The 17625-nt window shown below is 72.3% G+C and carries 18 protein-coding genes; 10 read left to right on the plus strand and 8 right to left on the minus strand.

What is annotated here, in order from left to right; all coding sequences use genetic code 11:
• The first annotated feature begins 17 nt into the window (after window positions 1–17).
• The 3 genes from AB0K00_RS16930 (at window position 18) to AB0K00_RS16940 (ending at window position 2098) form a co-directional block, all read left to right on the plus strand.
• On the plus strand, window positions 18–626 hold the full coding sequence (locus AB0K00_RS16930; protein ID WP_363521576.1) for an alpha/beta fold hydrolase: 609 nt from the start codon (window positions 18–20) through the stop codon (window positions 624–626).
• Between the two features lie 166 nt (window positions 627–792).
• Window positions 793–1293, plus strand: coding sequence for a sigma-70 family RNA polymerase sigma factor (locus AB0K00_RS16935; RefSeq protein WP_363521579.1), 501 nt, complete (start codon window positions 793–795; stop codon window positions 1291–1293).
• Complete coding sequence (locus AB0K00_RS16940; protein ID WP_363521581.1) at window positions 1286–2098, plus strand: hypothetical protein; 813 nt, start codon at window positions 1286–1288, stop codon at window positions 2096–2098. The genes AB0K00_RS16935 and AB0K00_RS16940 overlap by 8 nt, the downstream gene beginning before the upstream one ends.
• A gap of 91 nt (window positions 2099–2189) precedes the next feature.
• On the opposite strand, the gene AB0K00_RS16945 is transcribed toward AB0K00_RS16940, so the two are convergent.
• Together AB0K00_RS16945 and AB0K00_RS16950 are read right to left on the minus strand one after the other, a co-directional pair.
• Complete coding sequence (locus AB0K00_RS16945) at window positions 2190–2408, minus strand: hypothetical protein (RefSeq protein ID WP_363521635.1); 219 nt, start codon at window positions 2406–2408, stop codon at window positions 2190–2192.
• Window positions 2409–2523: 115 nt separating this feature from the next.
• Window positions 2524–3240 (minus strand): VOC family protein, encoded by a 717-nt coding sequence (locus tag AB0K00_RS16950; protein ID WP_363521584.1) that lies wholly within the window; start codon window positions 3238–3240, stop codon window positions 2524–2526.
• Window positions 3241–3343: 103 nt separating this feature from the next.
• On the opposite strand from AB0K00_RS16950, the gene AB0K00_RS16955 reads away from it, so the two are divergent.
• Both AB0K00_RS16955 and AB0K00_RS16960 read left to right on the plus strand, forming a co-directional pair.
• A complete protein-coding gene (locus AB0K00_RS16955; protein ID WP_363521586.1) occupies window positions 3344–4459 on the plus strand; it encodes an exo-alpha-sialidase in 1116 nt (371 codons plus the stop codon).
• Window positions 4456–4752, plus strand: a complete 297-nt coding sequence (locus AB0K00_RS16960) for a MoaD/ThiS family protein (RefSeq protein WP_363521588.1) — start codon at window positions 4456–4458, stop codon at window positions 4750–4752. The genes AB0K00_RS16955 and AB0K00_RS16960 overlap by 4 nt, the downstream gene beginning before the upstream one ends.
• Here the strand turns inward: AB0K00_RS16960 and AB0K00_RS16965 are convergent.
• Both AB0K00_RS16965 and AB0K00_RS16970 read right to left on the minus strand, forming a co-directional pair.
• On the minus strand, window positions 4727–5113 hold the full coding sequence (locus tag AB0K00_RS16965) for a DUF2267 domain-containing protein (protein ID WP_363521590.1): 387 nt from the start codon (window positions 5111–5113) through the stop codon (window positions 4727–4729). The two genes, AB0K00_RS16960 and AB0K00_RS16965, sit on opposite strands and share 26 nt — an antisense overlap.
• A 116-nt stretch (window positions 5114–5229) precedes the next feature.
• Entirely contained in the window at window positions 5230–6069 is an 840-nt protein-coding gene (locus tag AB0K00_RS16970) for an alpha/beta hydrolase (RefSeq protein WP_363521592.1), read from the minus strand.
• Window positions 6070–6207: 138 nt separating this feature from the next.
• On the opposite strand from AB0K00_RS16970, the gene AB0K00_RS16975 reads away from it, so the two are divergent.
• Both AB0K00_RS16975 and AB0K00_RS16980 read left to right on the plus strand, forming a co-directional pair.
• Window positions 6208–7383, plus strand: coding sequence for a hypothetical protein (locus tag AB0K00_RS16975; protein WP_363521595.1), 1176 nt, complete (start codon window positions 6208–6210; stop codon window positions 7381–7383).
• Between the two features lie 90 nt (window positions 7384–7473).
• Window positions 7474–8748 carry a serine hydrolase domain-containing protein gene (locus AB0K00_RS16980; RefSeq protein WP_363521598.1) on the plus strand — a complete coding sequence of 425 codons (1275 nt, stop codon included), beginning with the start codon at window positions 7474–7476 and terminating at the stop codon, window positions 8746–8748.
• Between the two features lie 3 nt (window positions 8749–8751).
• On the opposite strand, the gene AB0K00_RS16985 is transcribed toward AB0K00_RS16980, so the two are convergent.
• Window positions 8752–9006 carry an acyl-CoA-binding protein gene (locus AB0K00_RS16985; protein WP_363521601.1) on the minus strand — a complete coding sequence of 85 codons (255 nt, stop codon included), beginning with the start codon at window positions 9004–9006 and terminating at the stop codon, window positions 8752–8754.
• A gap of 18 nt (window positions 9007–9024) precedes the next feature.
• A complete protein-coding gene (locus tag AB0K00_RS16990; RefSeq protein WP_363521603.1) occupies window positions 9025–9384 on the minus strand; it encodes an MmcQ/YjbR family DNA-binding protein in 360 nt (119 codons plus the stop codon).
• Window positions 9385–9565: 181 nt separating this feature from the next.
• Here AB0K00_RS16990 and yicI point away from each other — a divergent pair, with 181 nt between their 5' ends.
• Window positions 9566–11902: an alpha-xylosidase gene (gene yicI / locus AB0K00_RS16995; protein WP_363521605.1), complete on the plus strand. Its 2337-nt coding sequence runs from the start codon at window positions 9566–9568 to the stop codon at window positions 11900–11902.
• 16 nt (window positions 11903–11918) lie between these two features.
• The gene (locus tag AB0K00_RS17000) at window positions 11919–13901 is read left to right on the plus strand and encodes a glycoside hydrolase family 3 C-terminal domain-containing protein (protein ID WP_363521608.1); all 1983 of its coding nucleotides are present in this window, start codon (window positions 11919–11921) and stop codon (window positions 13899–13901) included.
• A gap of 24 nt (window positions 13902–13925) precedes the next feature.
• On the opposite strand, the gene AB0K00_RS17005 is transcribed toward AB0K00_RS17000, so the two are convergent.
• Window positions 13926–15368: a LacI family DNA-binding transcriptional regulator gene (locus tag AB0K00_RS17005; protein WP_363521611.1), complete on the minus strand. Its 1443-nt coding sequence runs from the start codon at window positions 15366–15368 to the stop codon at window positions 13926–13928.
• A 472-nt stretch (window positions 15369–15840) separates the two neighbouring features.
• Here AB0K00_RS17005 and AB0K00_RS17010 point away from each other — a divergent pair, with 472 nt between their 5' ends.
• Window positions 15841–17214, plus strand: coding sequence for a condensation domain-containing protein (locus AB0K00_RS17010; RefSeq protein ID WP_363521613.1), 1374 nt, complete (start codon window positions 15841–15843; stop codon window positions 17212–17214).
• 38 nt (window positions 17215–17252) lie between these two features.
• Here the strand turns inward: AB0K00_RS17010 and AB0K00_RS17015 are convergent.
• A partial coding sequence (locus AB0K00_RS17015; protein ID WP_363521616.1) for a hypothetical protein occupies window positions 17253–17625 on the minus strand: 373 nt, incomplete at its 5' end.

Raw genomic sequence — 17625 nt, forward strand, 5'->3', positions numbered from 1 at the left:
CGCTGAACGGAGATCCTATGCGTCGGATTCTCGTGCTTCTGCTGGCCTGCGCTGCGTTTGTCCATGGTTACACTGGCAGTGCGTCGAACTGGGTGACTGCGCAGTCGGTGTTCCGGGCCGCTGGGTATGGCAGCAGCGAGCTGTTCGCGTACGAGTACAACTCCTACGGCAGCAACATTGCCAACGCGCAGGGGCTGGCGAGCTTCGTGTCGCGGGTGAAGGCGCCGACCGGTGCGTCGCAGGTGGACATCGTCAACCATTCGATGGGTGGCCTTGTCAGTCTCTGGTATCTCAAGCAGCTGCGCGGCACCGCCAACGTCGCGCACCTCGCCTCACTGGCCGGGGCGAACCACGGCACCACGTCAGCCGGTGCGTGTCTCATCTTCGTGACGTGCCAGCAGATGTATCCGGGGTCGCTGTTCATCGCCACGCTGTCCGCCGGGGACGAGACGCCCGGCACCGTCGCCTACCGGACCTGGTATTCGCCGTGCGACGGGGTGATCCTGCCCTACACGAGCACGGTCCTCAGTGGCGCCACCAACACCTACGTGGCGTGCGAGAACCATCTTACCTACCTCACCGACACGTCGATCCTGTCCCAGGTGCGGGCGTTCGTCTCGGGCTGACGACCGTCGCGCCGCACAGTCCACGGTCCGGGTGCGCACAGCGAGGTGCGCGCCCGGACTGTGTGCAGTCGTGCAACCAGGGTGCTGCAATCAGACGGCGCCAGGGGTCAACCGTGCCGCCCTCTGGCGGGTGTTGCTACCAGTGGACGCCGGAGGGAGCACGGGGTTGGCCGAGGACGACGGGTTCGAGGAGTTCTACCGGGGGACCCGCCAACGGGTCATGACGTTTCTGTACGCGATGTGCGGCGACCGAGCCGACGCGCAGGACGCCGCGCAGGAAGCGTACGTCCGGGCGTGGCAGCGGTGGTCGACGATCGCGGGGTACGACGACCCGGAGGCGTGGGTCCGCACCGTCGGGTACCGGCTGTGCGCCAGCCGCTGGCGCAAGGCCCGCAACGCGATCGTCGCGCACCGCCGGCACGGCACCGGGCCGGCGGCCGAACCGCCGAGTGAGAACACAGTGGCGCTCGTGCGGGCGTTGCGGCAGTTGCCGCCGGCGGACCGCGAGGCGGTGGTGCTGCACCACCTGCTCGACCTGACGGTCGCCGACGTGGCGGCCCACACGGGCGTGCCCGCCAATACCGTCAAGACCCGGCTGGTCCGTGGTCGCAGGAGGCTCGCCGGGCTGCTCGGCACGGATCTCACGGGGGAGTACACCAATGCCTGACCCGCTGTTCCAGACCCTGTTCGACGACACCGAGACGGCACCGTGGGCGCCCGCCGGGGTCGTGCGCGACCTGGCTCGCCGCCGGACCCGCCGGGCCAGAGCCGGGGCGGTGGTCGGGGCGGCCCTCGCCGTCGCGCTGGTGGCCGGCGGCGTGGCGTTCGCAGGTCGCAGCCCAGCACCGAGCGTGGAGCCGGGCAAGTCCCGGGCAGCGAGCACGGAGCCGGGCAAGTCCTCAACGGCGAGTAAGTCCCCGATGGTGAGCACGGAACCCGGGAGGTCCCTGACCCCGCCGACGGGGACGCTCGGCGATGCCCTGTTCCTGACGCCCGCCGACGTCGACCCCGACTACCGGATCGCCCCGGCCGGGGAGCAGGACGACTGGACCTACGAGTTCAGCATGTCGCAGCTGCGCTGCGAGACAGGCGGCCAGATCGGTCAACTGGCCAGGCGGGACAGGTCGCTGGTCCGGGGCACGCCGCAGGACGGCAACGTCATGTCGCAGTACGTCGCCCGCTATCAACCCGGCGACGCCGCACGATACCTCCAGCAGGTCCGCGATCGGGTCGCGGCGTGCCGGCCCGGCGGCGGCAGGTCGATCACCGTCGGGGCGCAGCGGTTCACCGGGGAGGACGCGCTGCTGCTCGAGGTGAGCCTCGGTGACGGCGTCGCCCGTGCCTTGGTCCTGATCCGGCAGGGGGATCTGGTCACCCAGTACGAGGTCGTGTTCGATCGCGACGCCCAGGCGACGATGGTGACCGCCGGCCGGGCCGCCGAGCGGCTCTGCACCGACACCCCGGCCTGCTGAACACCCGTGCCGCCGGCGCCGTCATCGGCGGCGCCGGCCCGATCGGTTGCGTCCTGGCTGTGCAATACCTTGCCCGCCGCCAGGCGGCGGGCTACGGGACCGTCCTCTCGATCGCCGCCGCGCCCAGCTCCTCCAGCTTGCGGCGACTGCGCTCGATGTTCTTCGGGGTCGGGTCCCTGCCCTCGGCCACGGCCAGGTCCTCGGGGTCCCACGGCTGATCCGCGCCGGTGCGGACGTTGACCGCCCGCCCGCCCGGTTCGGCGGTCCGCGCGGCCGCGGGCACGCCGGAGATGATCGGGTCCTCGCTCATGAGCGGTGCTCCCATCTCTCGTGCTGGCTGGCGCAACCCCTACCCGCCCTCACCCGTCTCACACCGGCCGGCCATACCGACGGGAACCCGCAAGGAGGGGGCGGCCGGGACAGGGTCAGTCGGTGGGGCTGGTCAGGCAGAAGGGCTTGCCGGCGGGGTCGGTGTAGACGCGGTAGGTCTGGCCACGGGCGCCTGTGGCCGTGGCGCCCAGGGCCAGCGCCGCACCCTCGCCCGCGTCCAGGTCCTCCACCAGCACGTCGAGGTGGGCCTGCTGCGGATACGCCGGGTCCGGCCAGCGGGGCGCGGTGTAGCCGGTCACCTGCTGGAACATCACGGGCTGGGCGCCGTCCTCGCCGATCATGGCGATGCCGTCGGACTCATAGGTGACGGGCTTGCCGAGCAGCTCGGAGTAGAAGGCGCTGAGCGTCTTCGCGTCGGGGCAGTCCAGCATCACGCCCATGAGCGTGGTGTTCGGGTCGTCGGCCTTCAGGCACAGGTCGAACGGGTGGCCGGCGGGGTCGGCGACCGTATACCAGGTGTCGCTCTTGTTCAGCAGGGTCCCGCCCAGGTCGACGGCGCGGGTGAGGGCGGCGTCGAGGTCGGGGACGCGCAGGTCGAGGTGGGCCTGCTGGGGGCGCTCCTGCCCGGGCCACCGCGGCGGGCGGTGGTCGGCCACCGCCTGCAGGCCGATCTGCCAGCCGTCGGGTGTGTCGAGGGTGATCCAGGCGCCGTCCGCGCTGGACTCGGCCCAGCCGGCCAGGCCACGGTAGAACGCCGACAGTGCCGCGATGTCGGCCGCGTCGAACACGACCATCTCCAACTTCCCAACCATGCGACCCATTCTGCCGACCAGGTACGACAAAACCGCGCGACCGGGTGAACTGGGGTTGCGAGCATCCGGGAGCGTGGCACGATGCGAGGCAGGGAGGTGCGGCATGAGCGGCGTGCGAGTGCTGGTCGGGACGCGCAAGGGCCTGTTCATCCTGACCGCGGACGGGGACCGCCAGGACTGGAAGGTGGACGGACCGCACTTCGGCGGCTGGGAGATCTACCACGTCAACGGCTCGCCGGCCGACCCCGACCGGCTGTATGCGTCGCAGTCCGGCGGCTGGTTCGGTCAGCTGATCCAGCGTTCCGACAACGGCGGCGACACCTGGGAGCCGGTCGGCAACGACTTCTCCTATGAGGGCGCGGTCGGCGACCATCTCTGGTACGACGGGACGCCCCGCCCGTGGGAGTTCAAACGGATCTGGCACCTGGAGCCGTCCCGGGACGACCCCGACACGGTGTATGCGGGTGCGGAGGACGCGGCACTGTTCCGCTCCACGGACGGCGGGCGCGAGTGGCAGGAGCTGACCGGCCTGCGCACGCATGCGTCAGGGCCGAAGTGGCAGCCCGGCGCCGGCGGCATGTGCCTGCACACGATCATTCTCGACCCGGTGCGCAAGGACCGGATCTTCGTGGCGATCTCGGCGGCCGGGGCGTTCCGCTCCGACGATGCCGGCGGCACGTGGCAGCCGATCAACCAGGGTCTCGTGTCGGGGCAGATCCCGGACCCGGACGCGGAGGTCGGGCACTGCGTGCACCGGCTCGCCATGCACCCGTCCCGCCCTGACACGCTGTTCATGCAGAAGCACTGGGACGTCATGCGCACCGACGACGCCGGCGGCTCGTGGCGGGAGATCAGCGGGGACCTGCCGACGGACTTCGGCTTCCCGATCGCCGTGCACGCGCACGAGCCGGAGACGGTCTACGTGGTGCCGATCAAGAGCGACTCGGAGCACTACGTGCCGGACGGGCGCCTGCGGGTCTACCGCAGCCGCACCGGTGGTGACCAGTGGCAGCCGCTGACGGAAGGGTTGCCGCAGTCCGACTGCTACGTCAACGTGCTGCGCGACGCGATGGCGGTCGACACGCTCGACGAGTGCGGCATCTACTTCGGCACCAGCGGCGGTCAGGTGTACGTCTCTGCCGACGCCGGCGACAGCTGGACGGCGATCGTGCGGGACCTGCCGGCGGTGCTGTCGGTGGAGGTGCAGACGCTGCCATGATCCGCGTCGTGCTTCCCGCGCACCTGCGGCAGCTGGCGCAGGTCACCGGCGAGGTGCAGTTCGACCTCACCGGCCCGGTGACCCAGCGCCTGGTGCTGGACGCGCTCGAGGACCGCTACCCGATGCTGCGCGGCACCATCCGCGACCGGGCCAGCGGGCAGCGGCGGGCCTTCGTACGGCTGTACGGCTGCGAGGAGGACCTCTCCAACGACTCCCCGGACGAGCCACTGCCGGAGCGGGTCGCCAGCGGCGCCGAGCCGCTGCTGATCATCGGCGCGATGGCGGGCGGCTGACCAGGAGACGGTATTCGGCCGGCAGCTGCGCGAGCGCGTGCTGGACGTGGGTGCCGGACACGGCCTGCCCGAGCGTGGTCAGGACGGCGCGCGTACCGCGGGTGACCTCGGCCTCGTTGAGCCCGGTGCGTTCGCTGACCTGGCGGACGAACTCCCGCAGCGGCACCGGACGCGCGCCGCCGGAGCGCTCCGGCAGGCTCTGCGCGAGGCCGGAGGGCAGGTCGAGCGCCAGGTCGCGCACCTCACCGCCGCTGAGCTGGTTGCCCAGCGCCTCCAGGGTGGCGCGGGTGAGGTCGGCGGCCTCCTCCTTGCTCAGCCCGGCCTGCTCCGCGACCGCCGCGGCGAACGCGCGTTCCTCCATGTGAGAGCCCCCAACTGTCGCTTGAACCGGCACACCCATCGTCGCGGGACACGGGCGTGTCCCCGTCGCTCGCGCGGGGTGACCGCACGGGCGACGGGGACACGAGGAAGAGCAGATCAGCAGGCGTTGGTACGGAAGCTCGACACCGCGGCACCGGAGAATCCGCAGGTGAAGGGCGTGAAGCGGGCGTCCTGGTTCAGCCAGCGCTTGAACCAGGAGACCAGCGCGCGGGACGTGGTGGCGTTCGACGACTGCGGGAAGAAGTGGCTCGCCCCGGTCAGCTCGACGTACGTCTTCGGCCCCGCCAGGCTGTTGTAGAACGGCACCGAGTGCGAGGAGACCGGCGCGATGGTGTCGGCCTGCCCGCCCACGATCAGGACCGGCTCGCTGACGTTGTTCCAGGTCTTGTCGCTGTTCCAAGGTGCGAGCGGCACCCCGGCCTTGACCAGCCCACTGGTGTCGGCGGCGAGCGCCTCCAGGGTGCCGCCACCGCCCATCGAGTGGCCGGCCACGCCGCGGCGGCTGCCGTCGACGCGGGACCGCACGGCGGTGGGGGAGGAGCTGACCGCCCAGTTCAGCGCGGCGAGGAGCTGGCTGCCGCGGCTGCCGGGCTGGTCGTAGATGCTGTTCGTCTCGATGCCGACGACCACGAAGCCCCACGAGGACAGGCGCGGGCCGATCCAGGAGAGGCTCGACCAGGTGGCGGTGAAGCCGGGCGAGATGGCGATCACCGGGTAGGTGCCGGTGGCCGTCGGGTAGTACACCCGGCCGCCGCCGAAGCCGGTGACCAGGCTGGAGATGCTGGCGGACGTGGTCGCGAAGCTGCCGTTGCCGGTGATGTTGGCGGCGGTGGGTGCCTGGCCGATCTCGTCAGCGAGCGCCGGGGTGGCGACCGCGGCGACCCCGCCGCCCATGAGCGTGAGGACGACGGCCAGCCTGAGCAGGATTGTTCGCAACGCTGCACTCCTCTCGAAACACCTTCGTAACTTCGATGGGTGTCAGTGTGTGCAGGTCGTGGCCCGTGCCGTATCGGCGAAATCACCAGTGTTCGGCGTTGAACACGCGTTCAGCGGGCCCGCCGGTATCGTTCCGGCATGATCAGCGTCGGGGCCGCCGTCGACGCGCTGGTGGTCGTGTCCGTGCTCGTCGGCGTGCCGCTGACCTGGAAGTCCGGGCCTCGGCAGACGCAGGCCGCCCGCGGCCCGGGGTTCTGGCTCGGGGCCGTCACCGCCGCGATCTATCTCAATCAGCTGCTGTTCACGGTGTACGTCCTGCGCGTCCGCCGCGGTGACCCGTCCTTCATCGCGCGGTACCTCCCGCCGGGCTGGTTCGACCTCGCCGACGGCGGCGCGATGCGGGCCGTCGCGGCCGCGTTCCCCGCGCCGGACCTCCTCGAGGTGAGCGTGCTGCGGGTCCAGGCGCTGCTCGAACTGCCGTTCGTGATCCTCGCCTACCTGTGCGTGTGCCGCTGGCTCGACCCGGCCCGCGCCCGGGTCCTCACCGCCCCCGCGGTGCTGTGGGCCGCGTGCGTCGCATACTCGGTCGTGTTCGGCCTGGTCGAGTGGGGGCTGCGCAACCCGTACACGACCGATGACCTGATCCTGCGGGCCGTGTCCTGCGTCGCGACCGCGGCCCTCGCCGGCCGGTGCGACCTGCGCTCCACGAAACCGCAGTCCGGGGTGGACGTGCTGCTCGCCGTCGGGTCCGCCGCGGCACTCGGCGTGCTGGTGCTGGTGGTGTACGACACCGCCCTGCTCTACAACCTGGGCCACGTCCCGCGCCTCGTGCCGGTCGCGGCGGTGGCGGCCGCCGCCCTGGCCGCGGCGAGACTGGTCGCCCGCCGCCGGGCCGCCACGCCCCGCGAGGCCGGCGCCGGGGTGCGCACCGTCTCGGCCGGGCTGGCCTGGTTCGCGGCGCTGTTCTTCGTGCCGGCGCTGCCCGTCCGGTACGCCATGGACCTCGGCACCCCGTGGCTGACCGTCGCCGGCGCCGCGGCCGTGGCGGTGACGGCCGCCGCGCTGACCGTGCGGGACGTCACCGCCGGGCTCGGCCGGACCCGCCGCGCGGTCGGCCTGTGGCTGGCGCAGGTGTCGGCCGCCACGGCCGCTGGGCTGGCCGCCGCGAGCGCCGCGCTGCTCCCGCCACCGACCTACCCGGAGGTACGGATCCTGCTGGCCGCGGCGCTGTTCCTCACCACCGCGACGGCCGTCCTCGCCGCCACCGACGCCCTCCTGCGCCGCGAACCGTGGCGCGTCGCACACCCGCTGTAGTGCGCCGAATCATCGTGCACAGATAGTGCCGAAAGCTCGGCGGTCAGGTGTATGGTCTGCGCACGCAAAGGCGCGTCGCAGGAGGCCGTCATGGTGTTCAAAGTGGACGTTCCGCCCGACCTGGTCCAAGGCGACGCCGACGAGGGCTACGGGCCGGTGGCCGACGCGTTCCGCCGCAACTTCGCCGAGCGCGGCGAGATCGGGGCGGCCTGCGCCGTCTACCGCGACGGGCGCAAGGTCGTCGACCTGTGGGGCGGCTACCGCGACGGCCGCACCAGGAAACCGTGGCAGCGGGACACGCTCGTCACCGTGTTCTCCACCACCAAGGGCGTGTCCGGGCTGGCGATCGCGGTCGCGCACTCCCGCGGCTGGATCGACTACGACGCGACCGTCGCCACGTACTGGCCCGAGTTCGCCCGCAACGGCAAGGACGCGGTGACGGTCCGGCAGCTGCTCGCGCACCAGGCGGGGCTCGCCGCGATCGACCGGCCGCTCACCGTCGCCGACCTGGCCGACCTCGACGTGGTCGCCGACGCACTCGCCGACCAGCGCCCGGCGTGGGAGCCGGGGACCCGGCACGGGTATCACGCGATCTCGCTCGGCTGGTACGAGGGTGAGCTCCTGCGCCGCGTCGACCCGGCGAAGCGGTCGCTCGGCCGGTTCTTCGCCGAGGAGATCGCCGCGCCGCTCGGCGCCCCGGAGGGGGACACGACCGGCGACGGGATGGAGTTCCACGTCGGCGTGCCCGACACGGTCGATCCGGACCGGATCGCGTTCATCCACGGGTACAAGCCGGCGGAGCTGCTGCTGCACCTGGGCACCATGCCGCGCGGGTTCGTGTTCGGGTTCCTCAACCCGCGCAGCGTCACCGCCCGCTCATTCGCCAACCCGAAGGTGCTGTCCGAGACCGGCAACTACAACCTGCCGGAGGTGCGGCGCCTCGAGCTGCCCGCCGCCAACGGCACCGGTGAGGTCCGCGCCATCGCCCGGGCCTACGGCGACGCGGCCACCGGCGGCGGCACGCTGCGGCTCGCACCGGCCACGCTGGACGCGCTGCGCCGCCCGGCCGAGCCGCCGAGCGGCGGGCTGCAGGACGTGGTGCTGCGGGTGCCGACCATCTTCTCGCTCGGCTACGTCAAGCCGTTCCCCCGACTGCGCTTCGGCGCGGCCGGCAACGAGGCGTTCGGCACGCCCGGCGCGGGCGGGTCGTTCGGGTTCGCGGATCCGGAGACCGGCGTCGGCTTCGCGTATGCTATGAACCGCGCCGGGTTCCACCTCTGGGACGACCCGCGGGAGCTGGCGCTGCGGGAGGCGTTGTATCGCACGGTGCTCGGGGAGCGGACCCAGCGGCCCGATCCCCGCTGACGGTCAGGCGCGCAGCTGCGCGACCAGGGCGACATACTGGCGCTGCGCGTCCTCCTGGGAGGTGCCCGCGAGGGCCTTCCAGGCGTCGTACTTCGCGCGGCCGGTCAGGTCGAAGACGCCGGGGCGCTTGCTGTCGGTGTCGCCGTGGGTGCCCTGCTTGTACAGGGCGTACAACCGCAGCAGCACGTCGTTGCCGGGACGCTGGTCGAGCTGCTTGACGTCGATCTGGGCCTGCTCGAACTCCGCGCTGAGGGACATGCCCCGCAGACTAGCGCCTCAGGCGGAGGTGATCGTGGAGGTGAGGGGGTGTTCCTCGACGAGTGACTCGGGCGCGGACAGCTGCCATGCCTCGTAGAGCAGCTCGCCGAGCTCGTCGGCCTCGATCCGCTCCAGGTAGACCACGACCCAGCCGAACCCGCCGGACGTGAACTGGATCTCGAACACGTCGGGCCGCTCGGCGACCAGGGCGATCTGCTCGGAGATCGTCTGCTTCAGCCCGGTGGTGTGGGTGCGGGGCCAGTAGTAGCCGAACCGCTTGCCGTGCACGCTGAACGCCGTGTAGTCCGCGGCGTGCGCCCGCTCGACCTCGGCCAGGCCGCCCACCATTGCCAGGAACTGCGCGTCCGGTACCCCCACGCCGAGCATTGTCGCGCACCGGCAGGTCCCATGGAAGTTTCATGCCCCCGCCTGGCCGCACGGGGCGGCCGGTTGACACGTCGATCGGTTGTTCGTAACTTCGCTGTCGAAGCGCTTCGACACCGTTCTGCGCGCACCGGCCAGCCTTCGGTGAAATGACCGTCCAGCAGATGGAGCGTGCATGAAGTTCAGCGACGGGTACTGGCAGCTGCGCGACGGGGTGCACCCGCTGTACCCCGTGCACGTCCGCGACGTGGCCGTCGGCGCGAACAGCCTGTCGGTGTACGCGCCGACCCGGCGGGTCACCGGCCGGGGCGACACCCTCAACACGCCCCTCATCACCGTGGACTGCACCACCCCCGCGCCCGACGTGATCGCGGTGCGGGTCAGCCGGCACACCGGCGGGCGGGCCCGGGGACCCCGGTTCCGCATCGACGCCGACCCGGCCGCCGACGCCAAGGTGACCCGCGACGAGGAGTCCGTCACGTTCACCGCCGGCGCGCTCAGCGCCCGGTTCTCCCTCGGCGAGCAGTGGCGCCTCGACTTCCTCGCCGAGGGCCGGATCCTCACCACCAGCGCGCCGAAGGCCCTCGCCGCGCTGCGCACCGGCGACGGGCACTACCTGCGCGAACAGCTGAACCTCGGAGTCGGTGAGCTGGTGTACGGCCTGGGCGAGCGCTTCGGGCCGGTGGTCAAGAACGGCCAGACGGTCGACGTCTGGAACGCCGACGGCGGCACCAGCAGCGAGCAGGCGTACAAGAACGTGCCGTTCTACCTGACCAGCGCCGGCTACGGCGTCTTCGTCGACGACCCGGGCCCGGTGTCGTTCGAGGTCGGCTCCGAGGCCGTGTCGCGGGTGCAGTTCAGCGTCCCCGGCCAGGTCCTGTCGTACCTGGTCATCTACGGGCCGACGCCGCGGGACGTGCTGCGCAAGTACACGGCGCTGACCGGCCGCCCGGCGCTGCCGCCCGCCTGGTCGTTCGGGCTGTGGCTGTCCACGTCGTTCACCACGTCCTACGACGAGGCGACCGTGACGTCCATTGTGGACGGCATGGCGGAGCGGGGGCTGCCGCTGTCGGTGTTCCACTTCGACACGTTCTGGATGCGCGAGTTCCACTGGTGCGACTTCGAGTGGGACCCGGTGACCTTCCCCGACCCGGCCGGGATGCTGGCCCGGCTCAAGGCGAAGGGGCTGCGCATCTGCCTGTGGATCAACCCGTACATCGCGCAGCGCTCCGCGCTGTTCGCCGAAGGCGCCGCGCTGGGCTACCTGGTCCGCCGGGCCGACGGCGACGTGTGGCAGTGGGACCAGTGGCAGGCCGGGATGGGTCTGGTCGACTTCACCAATCCCGGGGCGCGGCAATGGTTCCAGGACAAGCTGCGCGGCCTGCTCGACCTCGGCGTCGACTGCTTCAAGTCCGACTTCGGCGAGCGGATCCCCACCGACGTCGTCTGGGCCGACGGCGCCGATCCGCTGCGGATGCACAACTACTACACGCACCTGTACAACGAGGCGGTCTTCGACGTGCTGCGCGAGCACCGCGGCGACGGCGAGGCGGTCCTGTTCGCCCGGTCGGCGACCGCCGGCGGGCAGCAGTTCCCGGTCCACTGGGGCGGCGACTGCGCCTCCACGTTCGAGTCGATGGCGGAGAGCCTCCGCGGCGGGCTGTCCCTGGCCTGGTCCGGGTTCGGGTTCTGGAGCCACGACATCGGCGGCTTCGAAGGTACCCCCGACCCTGCGGTGTTCACCCGGTGGATCCCGTTCGGGCTGCTGTCCTCGCACAGCCGCCTGCACGGCAACGAGTCCTACCGGGTGCCGTGGCACTTCGGCGACGACGCGGTCGCCGTGCTGCGCGAGTACACCCGGCTCAAGGCGCGGCTGATGCCCTACCTGTACGGCGCCGCCGTCACCGCACACCGGGAGGGCCTGCCGGTGCTGCGGCCCATGGCCCTGGAGTTCCCCGACGACCCCGCCTGCGCCCACCTGGACCGGCAGTACATGTTGGGCGGCGGCATCCTCGTCGCGCCGGTGTTCAGCGTCGGCGGCGACGTCACCTTCTACCTGCCGGCGGGGCGGTGGACCGACCTGCGCGGCGGGGAGGTGCTGACCGGACCGGGCTGGATCCGGCGCCGGTACGGGATCGGCGACCTGCCGGTGCTGGTCCGGCCCGGTTCGGTCGTGCCGCTCGGCGCACGCGACGACCGCCCCGACTACCCATACGCCGACGGCGTCACCCTGCGGGTCTACGAGTTGCCCGACGGCGCGGGCACGACCGTGGACATCCCTTCACCGCAGGGCCGGCCGGGTGCCACCTTCACGGTGCGCCGGGCCGGGACGACCGTCGAGGTGCGCCGCGACTACGGGAGCGCGGCGCCCTGGCGGGTGCAGCTGGTCGGCATCACGACGGTGGCGGCCGTCGATGCCGGCCGGCTCACTCCCTCCCCGGCCGCCGACCCCGGCGGCGTCCTCATCGACGCGGACGCCGACGCCCACCAAGTGACCGTGCACCTCCACTGACGTCCGGAGGCACCGCATGTCCGTGATGGCGTCGTACAACCTGATCAACGGGCGGCCGGCGACGGTCAGCCCCGACCTCGACCTGCTGCGGACCTGGACGGACCGGCCGTTGGTCAACCCCGCCGCCACCATCGCCGCCATCCACGACGCCCTTGACCAGGGGCTGCTGACCCCCGCCGACATCGACGACACCGTCAAGCAGGACCTGGCGCTGCGCTTCCACCTCGGCGAGTTCGACCCGGACGGCGGGGTCACCGCCGACGAGGCCGCGAACGCCCGCCTGGCCCGCGAGGCGGCCGCCGAGTCGATGGTGCTGCTGAAGAACACCGGGGTGCTGCCGCTGCGCGGCCCGACGAAGGTCGCCGTGCTCGGCCCGCTCGCCGACACCGTCCACAGCGACCGGTACGGCGGGAACGCGCCCTACCAGGTGACCCCGCGGCAGGGGATCGCCGAACGGGTCGGTGACGTCGCGTTCAGCGAGGGCGTCGACCGGATCGCGCTGCGGCAGACCGGCACCGGCCGCTACCTGACCGGCGGCGCCGGGCCGGCCGGCGCGCCGATCAGGGTGTTTGGTGGCGCCGCCGGCACCGCCGCCCAGTTCGACGTCTTCGACTGGGGCAACGGGGTGGTGACCCTGCGCAGCGCCGCCAACGGCCGCACCGTCGGCTACAACTGGTTCGGGTTCGTCAACGACCAGGCCCAGCCGAACGGCTGGTTCGTCCAGCAGCAGCTCAAGCTCGAACGGCGGGCCGACGGCAACACGGTCATCCGCTACGCCGGCTACGAGGCCGCCTACGACCGGGCGCTGTCGTTGCGCACCCCGTACCTGGTCGTGCAGGCCGACGGCACGCTGAACCTGGGCGCCGCCACGGCACAGGAGGCGACCCCGTTCACCCGCGAGGTCATCAGCAGCGGCGTCGACACCGCCGTCGCCGCCGCGACCGGCGCCGACGCGGCGGTCGTCGTGGTGGGCAGCATGCCGTTCGTCAACGGCCGCGAGGACCACGACCGGCCCGACCGCAACCTCGCCGAGGGGCAGGCCGCGCTGGTCCGCGCGGTCAAGGCGGCCAACCCGAACACGGTCGTGGTGGTGGAGAACAGCTACCCGACGGCGCTGAACTGGGAACAGGCGAACGTGCCGGCGTTGCTGTGGACCAGCCACGGCGGGCAGGAGACCGGGCACGCCCTCGCCGACGTGCTCTTCGGCGACCCGCTCCACCCGATCGGGCCCGGGCCGTCGTACACCTCGTTCCGCTACGGGACGCTGCGCACCGGCGCGTCCACTGTGGACCAGCGGGGCACCGTCAGGGTCGGCGTCGACGTCACCAACACCGGCGCCCGCGCCGGCGACGAGGTCGTCCAGCTGTACACGCACCAGCGCACGTCACGGGTCGAGCAGCCGGTCAAGGCGCTGCGCGGCTTCCAGCGGGTCCGCCTGGAGCCCGGGCAGACGAAACGGGTGATGTTCACCCTCGCCGGCTCCGACCTGCGGTTCTGGGACGTCACCCGGGACCGGTGGGTGGTCGAGGACGCGACCCACGACCTGCTCGTCGGCGCGTCGTCGGCGGACATCCGGGCCACCGGGCAGCTGCGGGTCCGCGGGGAGACGATCCCGCCGCGCGACTTGCGGCGCACCACCCGGGCGGAGCACTTCGACGGGAACCGGGGCACGACGCTGCTGGACGAGGCGAAGGCGGGCGGCACGTCGGTTGCGGCGACCGCCGCCGGGCAGTGGGTCCGCTACACCGACGCGGACCTGGGACGCGGCCCGGCGGCCTTCACGGGGCGCTTCGCCAACGCCGGCGCGGCGACCACGGTCCAGGTGCGCCTCGACGACCCGGTCCGTGGCCCGCTCCTGGCCACGCTCGCGGTGCCACCCACAGGCGACGGGTACGCGTACACGACCGTCACCGCCGCCCTGGCGAGGATACCGGGCCGGCACGACGTGTACCTGGTGTTCGGCGGCCCGGTGCGCCTGGCCACGTTCACGGTGTCGTAGCAGGGCTTTGCTCAGGGTGTGAGGTCAGCGCCGCCGCGACCCGGATCGGGTGTTCCGGGCCGCGGCGGCGCTGTCGCGCACCGTCAACGCCGGCGCCAGCAGCGTCGCCTCCGGCACCGCCCGGCCGTCGAGCTTCGCCATGAGCAGGTCGACCGCGCGCCGCCCCACCTCCTCCGCCGGGATGGCCACCGACGTCAGCCGCGGCTTGCCACGCTCGGCGACCTCATCGGGGCAGATCGCCACCACCGACACGTCCCGCGGCACGCGCAGGCCGAGCGCGGCGAACGCGTCCAGCAGCGGCGGCACCGTCGGCTCGTTGTGCACGACCACACCGGTCAGGTCCGGGTGGTCGCGCAGCAGCCCCGTCACCGTCGCGAGGACCGCGTCCGGGGTCGGCTCGCACGGCACCGTGGTGCCCCGCAGCCCGCGCCGCTGCAGCGCCCCGTCGAACCCGGCGGCGGTGCGGCTGGCGAAGCCGAGCTCCCGTTCGTACACCTCCGGGGGTGAGCCGACCAGGGCGACGCATTGGTGGCCGAGGTCGGCGAGGTGGTCGACGCAGGCCGCTCCGGCCGCTGCGAAGTCCAGGTCGATGCAGGTCAGCCCGGCGGCGTCGGCGGGGAACCCGATGAGCACCGACGGCCGGCCGAGGCTGCGCAGCCGCGGCAGCCGCCGGTCGTGCAGCTCGACGTCCATCACGATGAGCGCGTCGGCGAGGGAGCTGGCGGCGACCCGTTCCAGGCCCTGCTCGCCCTCGTCCTGGGTGAGCAGCAGCACGTCGTGGTCGAAGCGCCGGGCCGCGGTCACGACCGAGATCACGAACTGCATCAGCACCGGCACGTACAGCCCGGTGTACAGCGGCATGATGAGCGCGATGACGTTGGACCGGTTGCTGGCCAGGGCGCGGGCGCCGGCGTGCGGGTGGTAGCCGAGGACCTCGACCGCGGCGAGCACCCGCTGCCGGGTCTCCTCCGAGATCGTGCGCTTGCCGCTCAGGACATACGACACGGTGCTCGGGGACACCCCCGCCTGCCGCGCCACGTCACCGATCGTCGCCATGCCACCCTGCCCGTCGCCGCTCCTGCCGCCGTGCCCGGTCAACGACGTCCGGGCCACGGTCACGACAGTATGCGACGGCTGCGGCGCCGCGCTCCCGCGGACAGGAGCCCCGCGCCGCCCGCCGGCGCGCAGATCAGGGGCCGAACTCGACCCGGTTGAGGCGTGGTCGGCGCCGTCCGCGGGGGTCGGCAGCACGCCCGTGCCGCCGGTCGTGGACGCGTCGCCGTGGCCGTGGCTGTCGTGGCCGAGCACGAAACTTACCGTGACCCGCGAACAGTCGACGGGCCCGTCCTCGGGGTCGGTGACCGTGACGGCGAACGCCACCGCGTCACCCCAGTTGAAGAACGAGCCGGCGACCGTCGCGACGACGGCGACGGCCGGTGCGGTGTTGCCGACGGGCTGCAGATCCAATGGCTGCTCGACCCGGACCTCGACATGGCCACCCGGTTCGCCGTGTTCGTCGACATGATGCAGCGCTTTCTCGCACCACCCGCGTAGCCATGTCCTTTTTCGCACCGTGGTGCGGAAATTTCCGGACCGGACCATATTGACAATGATTAACGCATGTCATGCATTGCATTCAATGCATGAATCCCATTCATCCCCCTTGCGCGAACCCTCGATCCGACCACTTTCGGGTGCGACCATTCATTCCGCACTTCCGTGCCGGTATCGAAAAACGTTAGGCTGCCGGGCATTGCCGGACGTCCCTCATCCGTGCATGCGGATCGACGGGTAGCCATGCGAAAGGGGGAGTGACCATGAAGGCCGTGCGCTCGCTCTAAGGACGCAGAGACGTCGATACTGCGCCGGTGTCGTGCGGAAACGCGCCCGGCGCAGGCTTCTGCCCGATTCGACGAAAGAACTGGAAATCCCTGTGACAATGCGCATCACCGTGCCCTTCGAAGGGGAAGGCAGCGGGGTCGGGGAACTGACCTGGGGACAGTTCGCCGCGTGGCGGTCGATGCAGGTCGTCGAGGCCACCGAATGGGCCGGCGGCACGATGGCGCTGGACGCCGGCACGACCGTCCGGGACGTGGTCGCCACGCTCGGGTTCATCATGAGCCGGCACCAGTCGCTGCGGACCCGCCTGCTCGCCGCCGAAGACGGGCCGCCGAAGCAGGTCCTCGCCGCGTCCGGCGCGATCACGCTCGAGGTGTACGACGACGACGGCGACCCCGAACGCCTCGCGGGCACGATCCGGGCCCGGTACGAGGCGGCGCCGTGGGACCCGTACACCGACTGGCCGGTGCGGATGGCGGTCGTCGCCGACGCTGCGGACCCTGACCGCGCCCTGTGGTTCGTCGCCCTCTACTGCCACATGGTCATCGACGGCTACGGCTTCGAGGCGCTGATCGCCGACCTCGCCAACCTGGAGCCTGGCACGGGCCGCCACCTCGCCCCGGTCGGCGGCGTGCAACCCCTCGACCTCGCCGCCGCCCAGCAGGGCGCCTCCGCGCTGCGGCAGCACAACGCGTCGCTGCGGTACTGGGAGCGGCACCTGCGCGCGATCGAACCCCGCCGCTTCCCGGCAACGCTCACCCCCGAGCCCAAGCGGTGGTGCGAGGCGACCCTCACCTCACCCGCGACGCATCTCGCCCTGGCCGCCGTGGCCGAGCGCACCAAGGTGCACAGCGGCACGATCCTGCTCGCCGCGTACGCCGTCATGCTCGGCCGCCTGTCGGGCCAACCGGTCGGCGCGTTCCGGATCGTCGTGAGCAACCGCTTCCGGCCCGGGTTCGCCGAGTCGGTGAGCAACCTGGCCCAGGCCGGGCTCGCGGTCATCGACACCGGCGGCTGCACGTTCGACGAGGCGGTCGCGCGGACCTTCAAGAGCCAGCTCACCGCCGGGATGTACGCCTACTACCACCCCCGCGACCTGTGGGCGCTGGTCGAGCGGGTCGGCGCCGAACGCGGGGTGGAGCTCGACACGGGCTGCTACTTCAACGACCGCCGCCGCTCCGCCGCGCAGGCACCCACCCTCGAGGTACCCACGCCGGCGGCGATCACCGGCGCGCTGCCGCACAGCGCGCTGCGCTGGGGGCCGAGCTCCAACGAGTGGGACGCGACCTGCTTCCTGCACGTCGACGCCGCTGACGGCGCGGTCGAGCTCACCTGGCGGGTCGACACGGCGGCGGTCTCCCCGCAGATGCTGGAGACCTGCCTGCGCGGCATCGAGTCCCTCGTCGTGACCGCCGCCCTCGATCCGGCGGCGGCGACCCGCCCGACCGTGGACGCCGGCGTACCGGGCGGCTGAGAGGCGCGGTCAGCGGTGGCGGTCAGCGGCGGTGGCGGTCAGCGGCGGGCGAGCCAGGCGCGGAGGTTGGCGATCCACAGGGCGATCGCGCCGACAGCCAGCAGCGCCGCGACGGCGACGCGCCAGTGCCGGGTGACGGACTCGACCAGGGCCCAGCCGGCGATCAGGACCGCCGCGGTCATGATCCCGCGGCGCAGGAGCCGCAGCAGCCGGGACCGGGCCGCGGCCTCCACCGCGACGAGCACCGCCAGGAGGGCGACGACGGACCAGAACACGCCGAGCGGCGGCTTGAGCACGATCAGCGCGGCGCCGCCGAGCACCACCGACGCCGACGCCGCCGACCACAGCACCAGGAACCGGCGCCGGACGGCGGCACCGTGCGGCGGCGCCAGGCGGTGCAGCGGCCCCGCC

Source organism: Dactylosporangium sp. NPDC049525 (assembly GCF_040676755.1).
In the GTDB taxonomy this organism is placed as follows: Bacteria; Actinomycetota; Actinomycetes; order Mycobacteriales; family Micromonosporaceae; genus Dactylosporangium.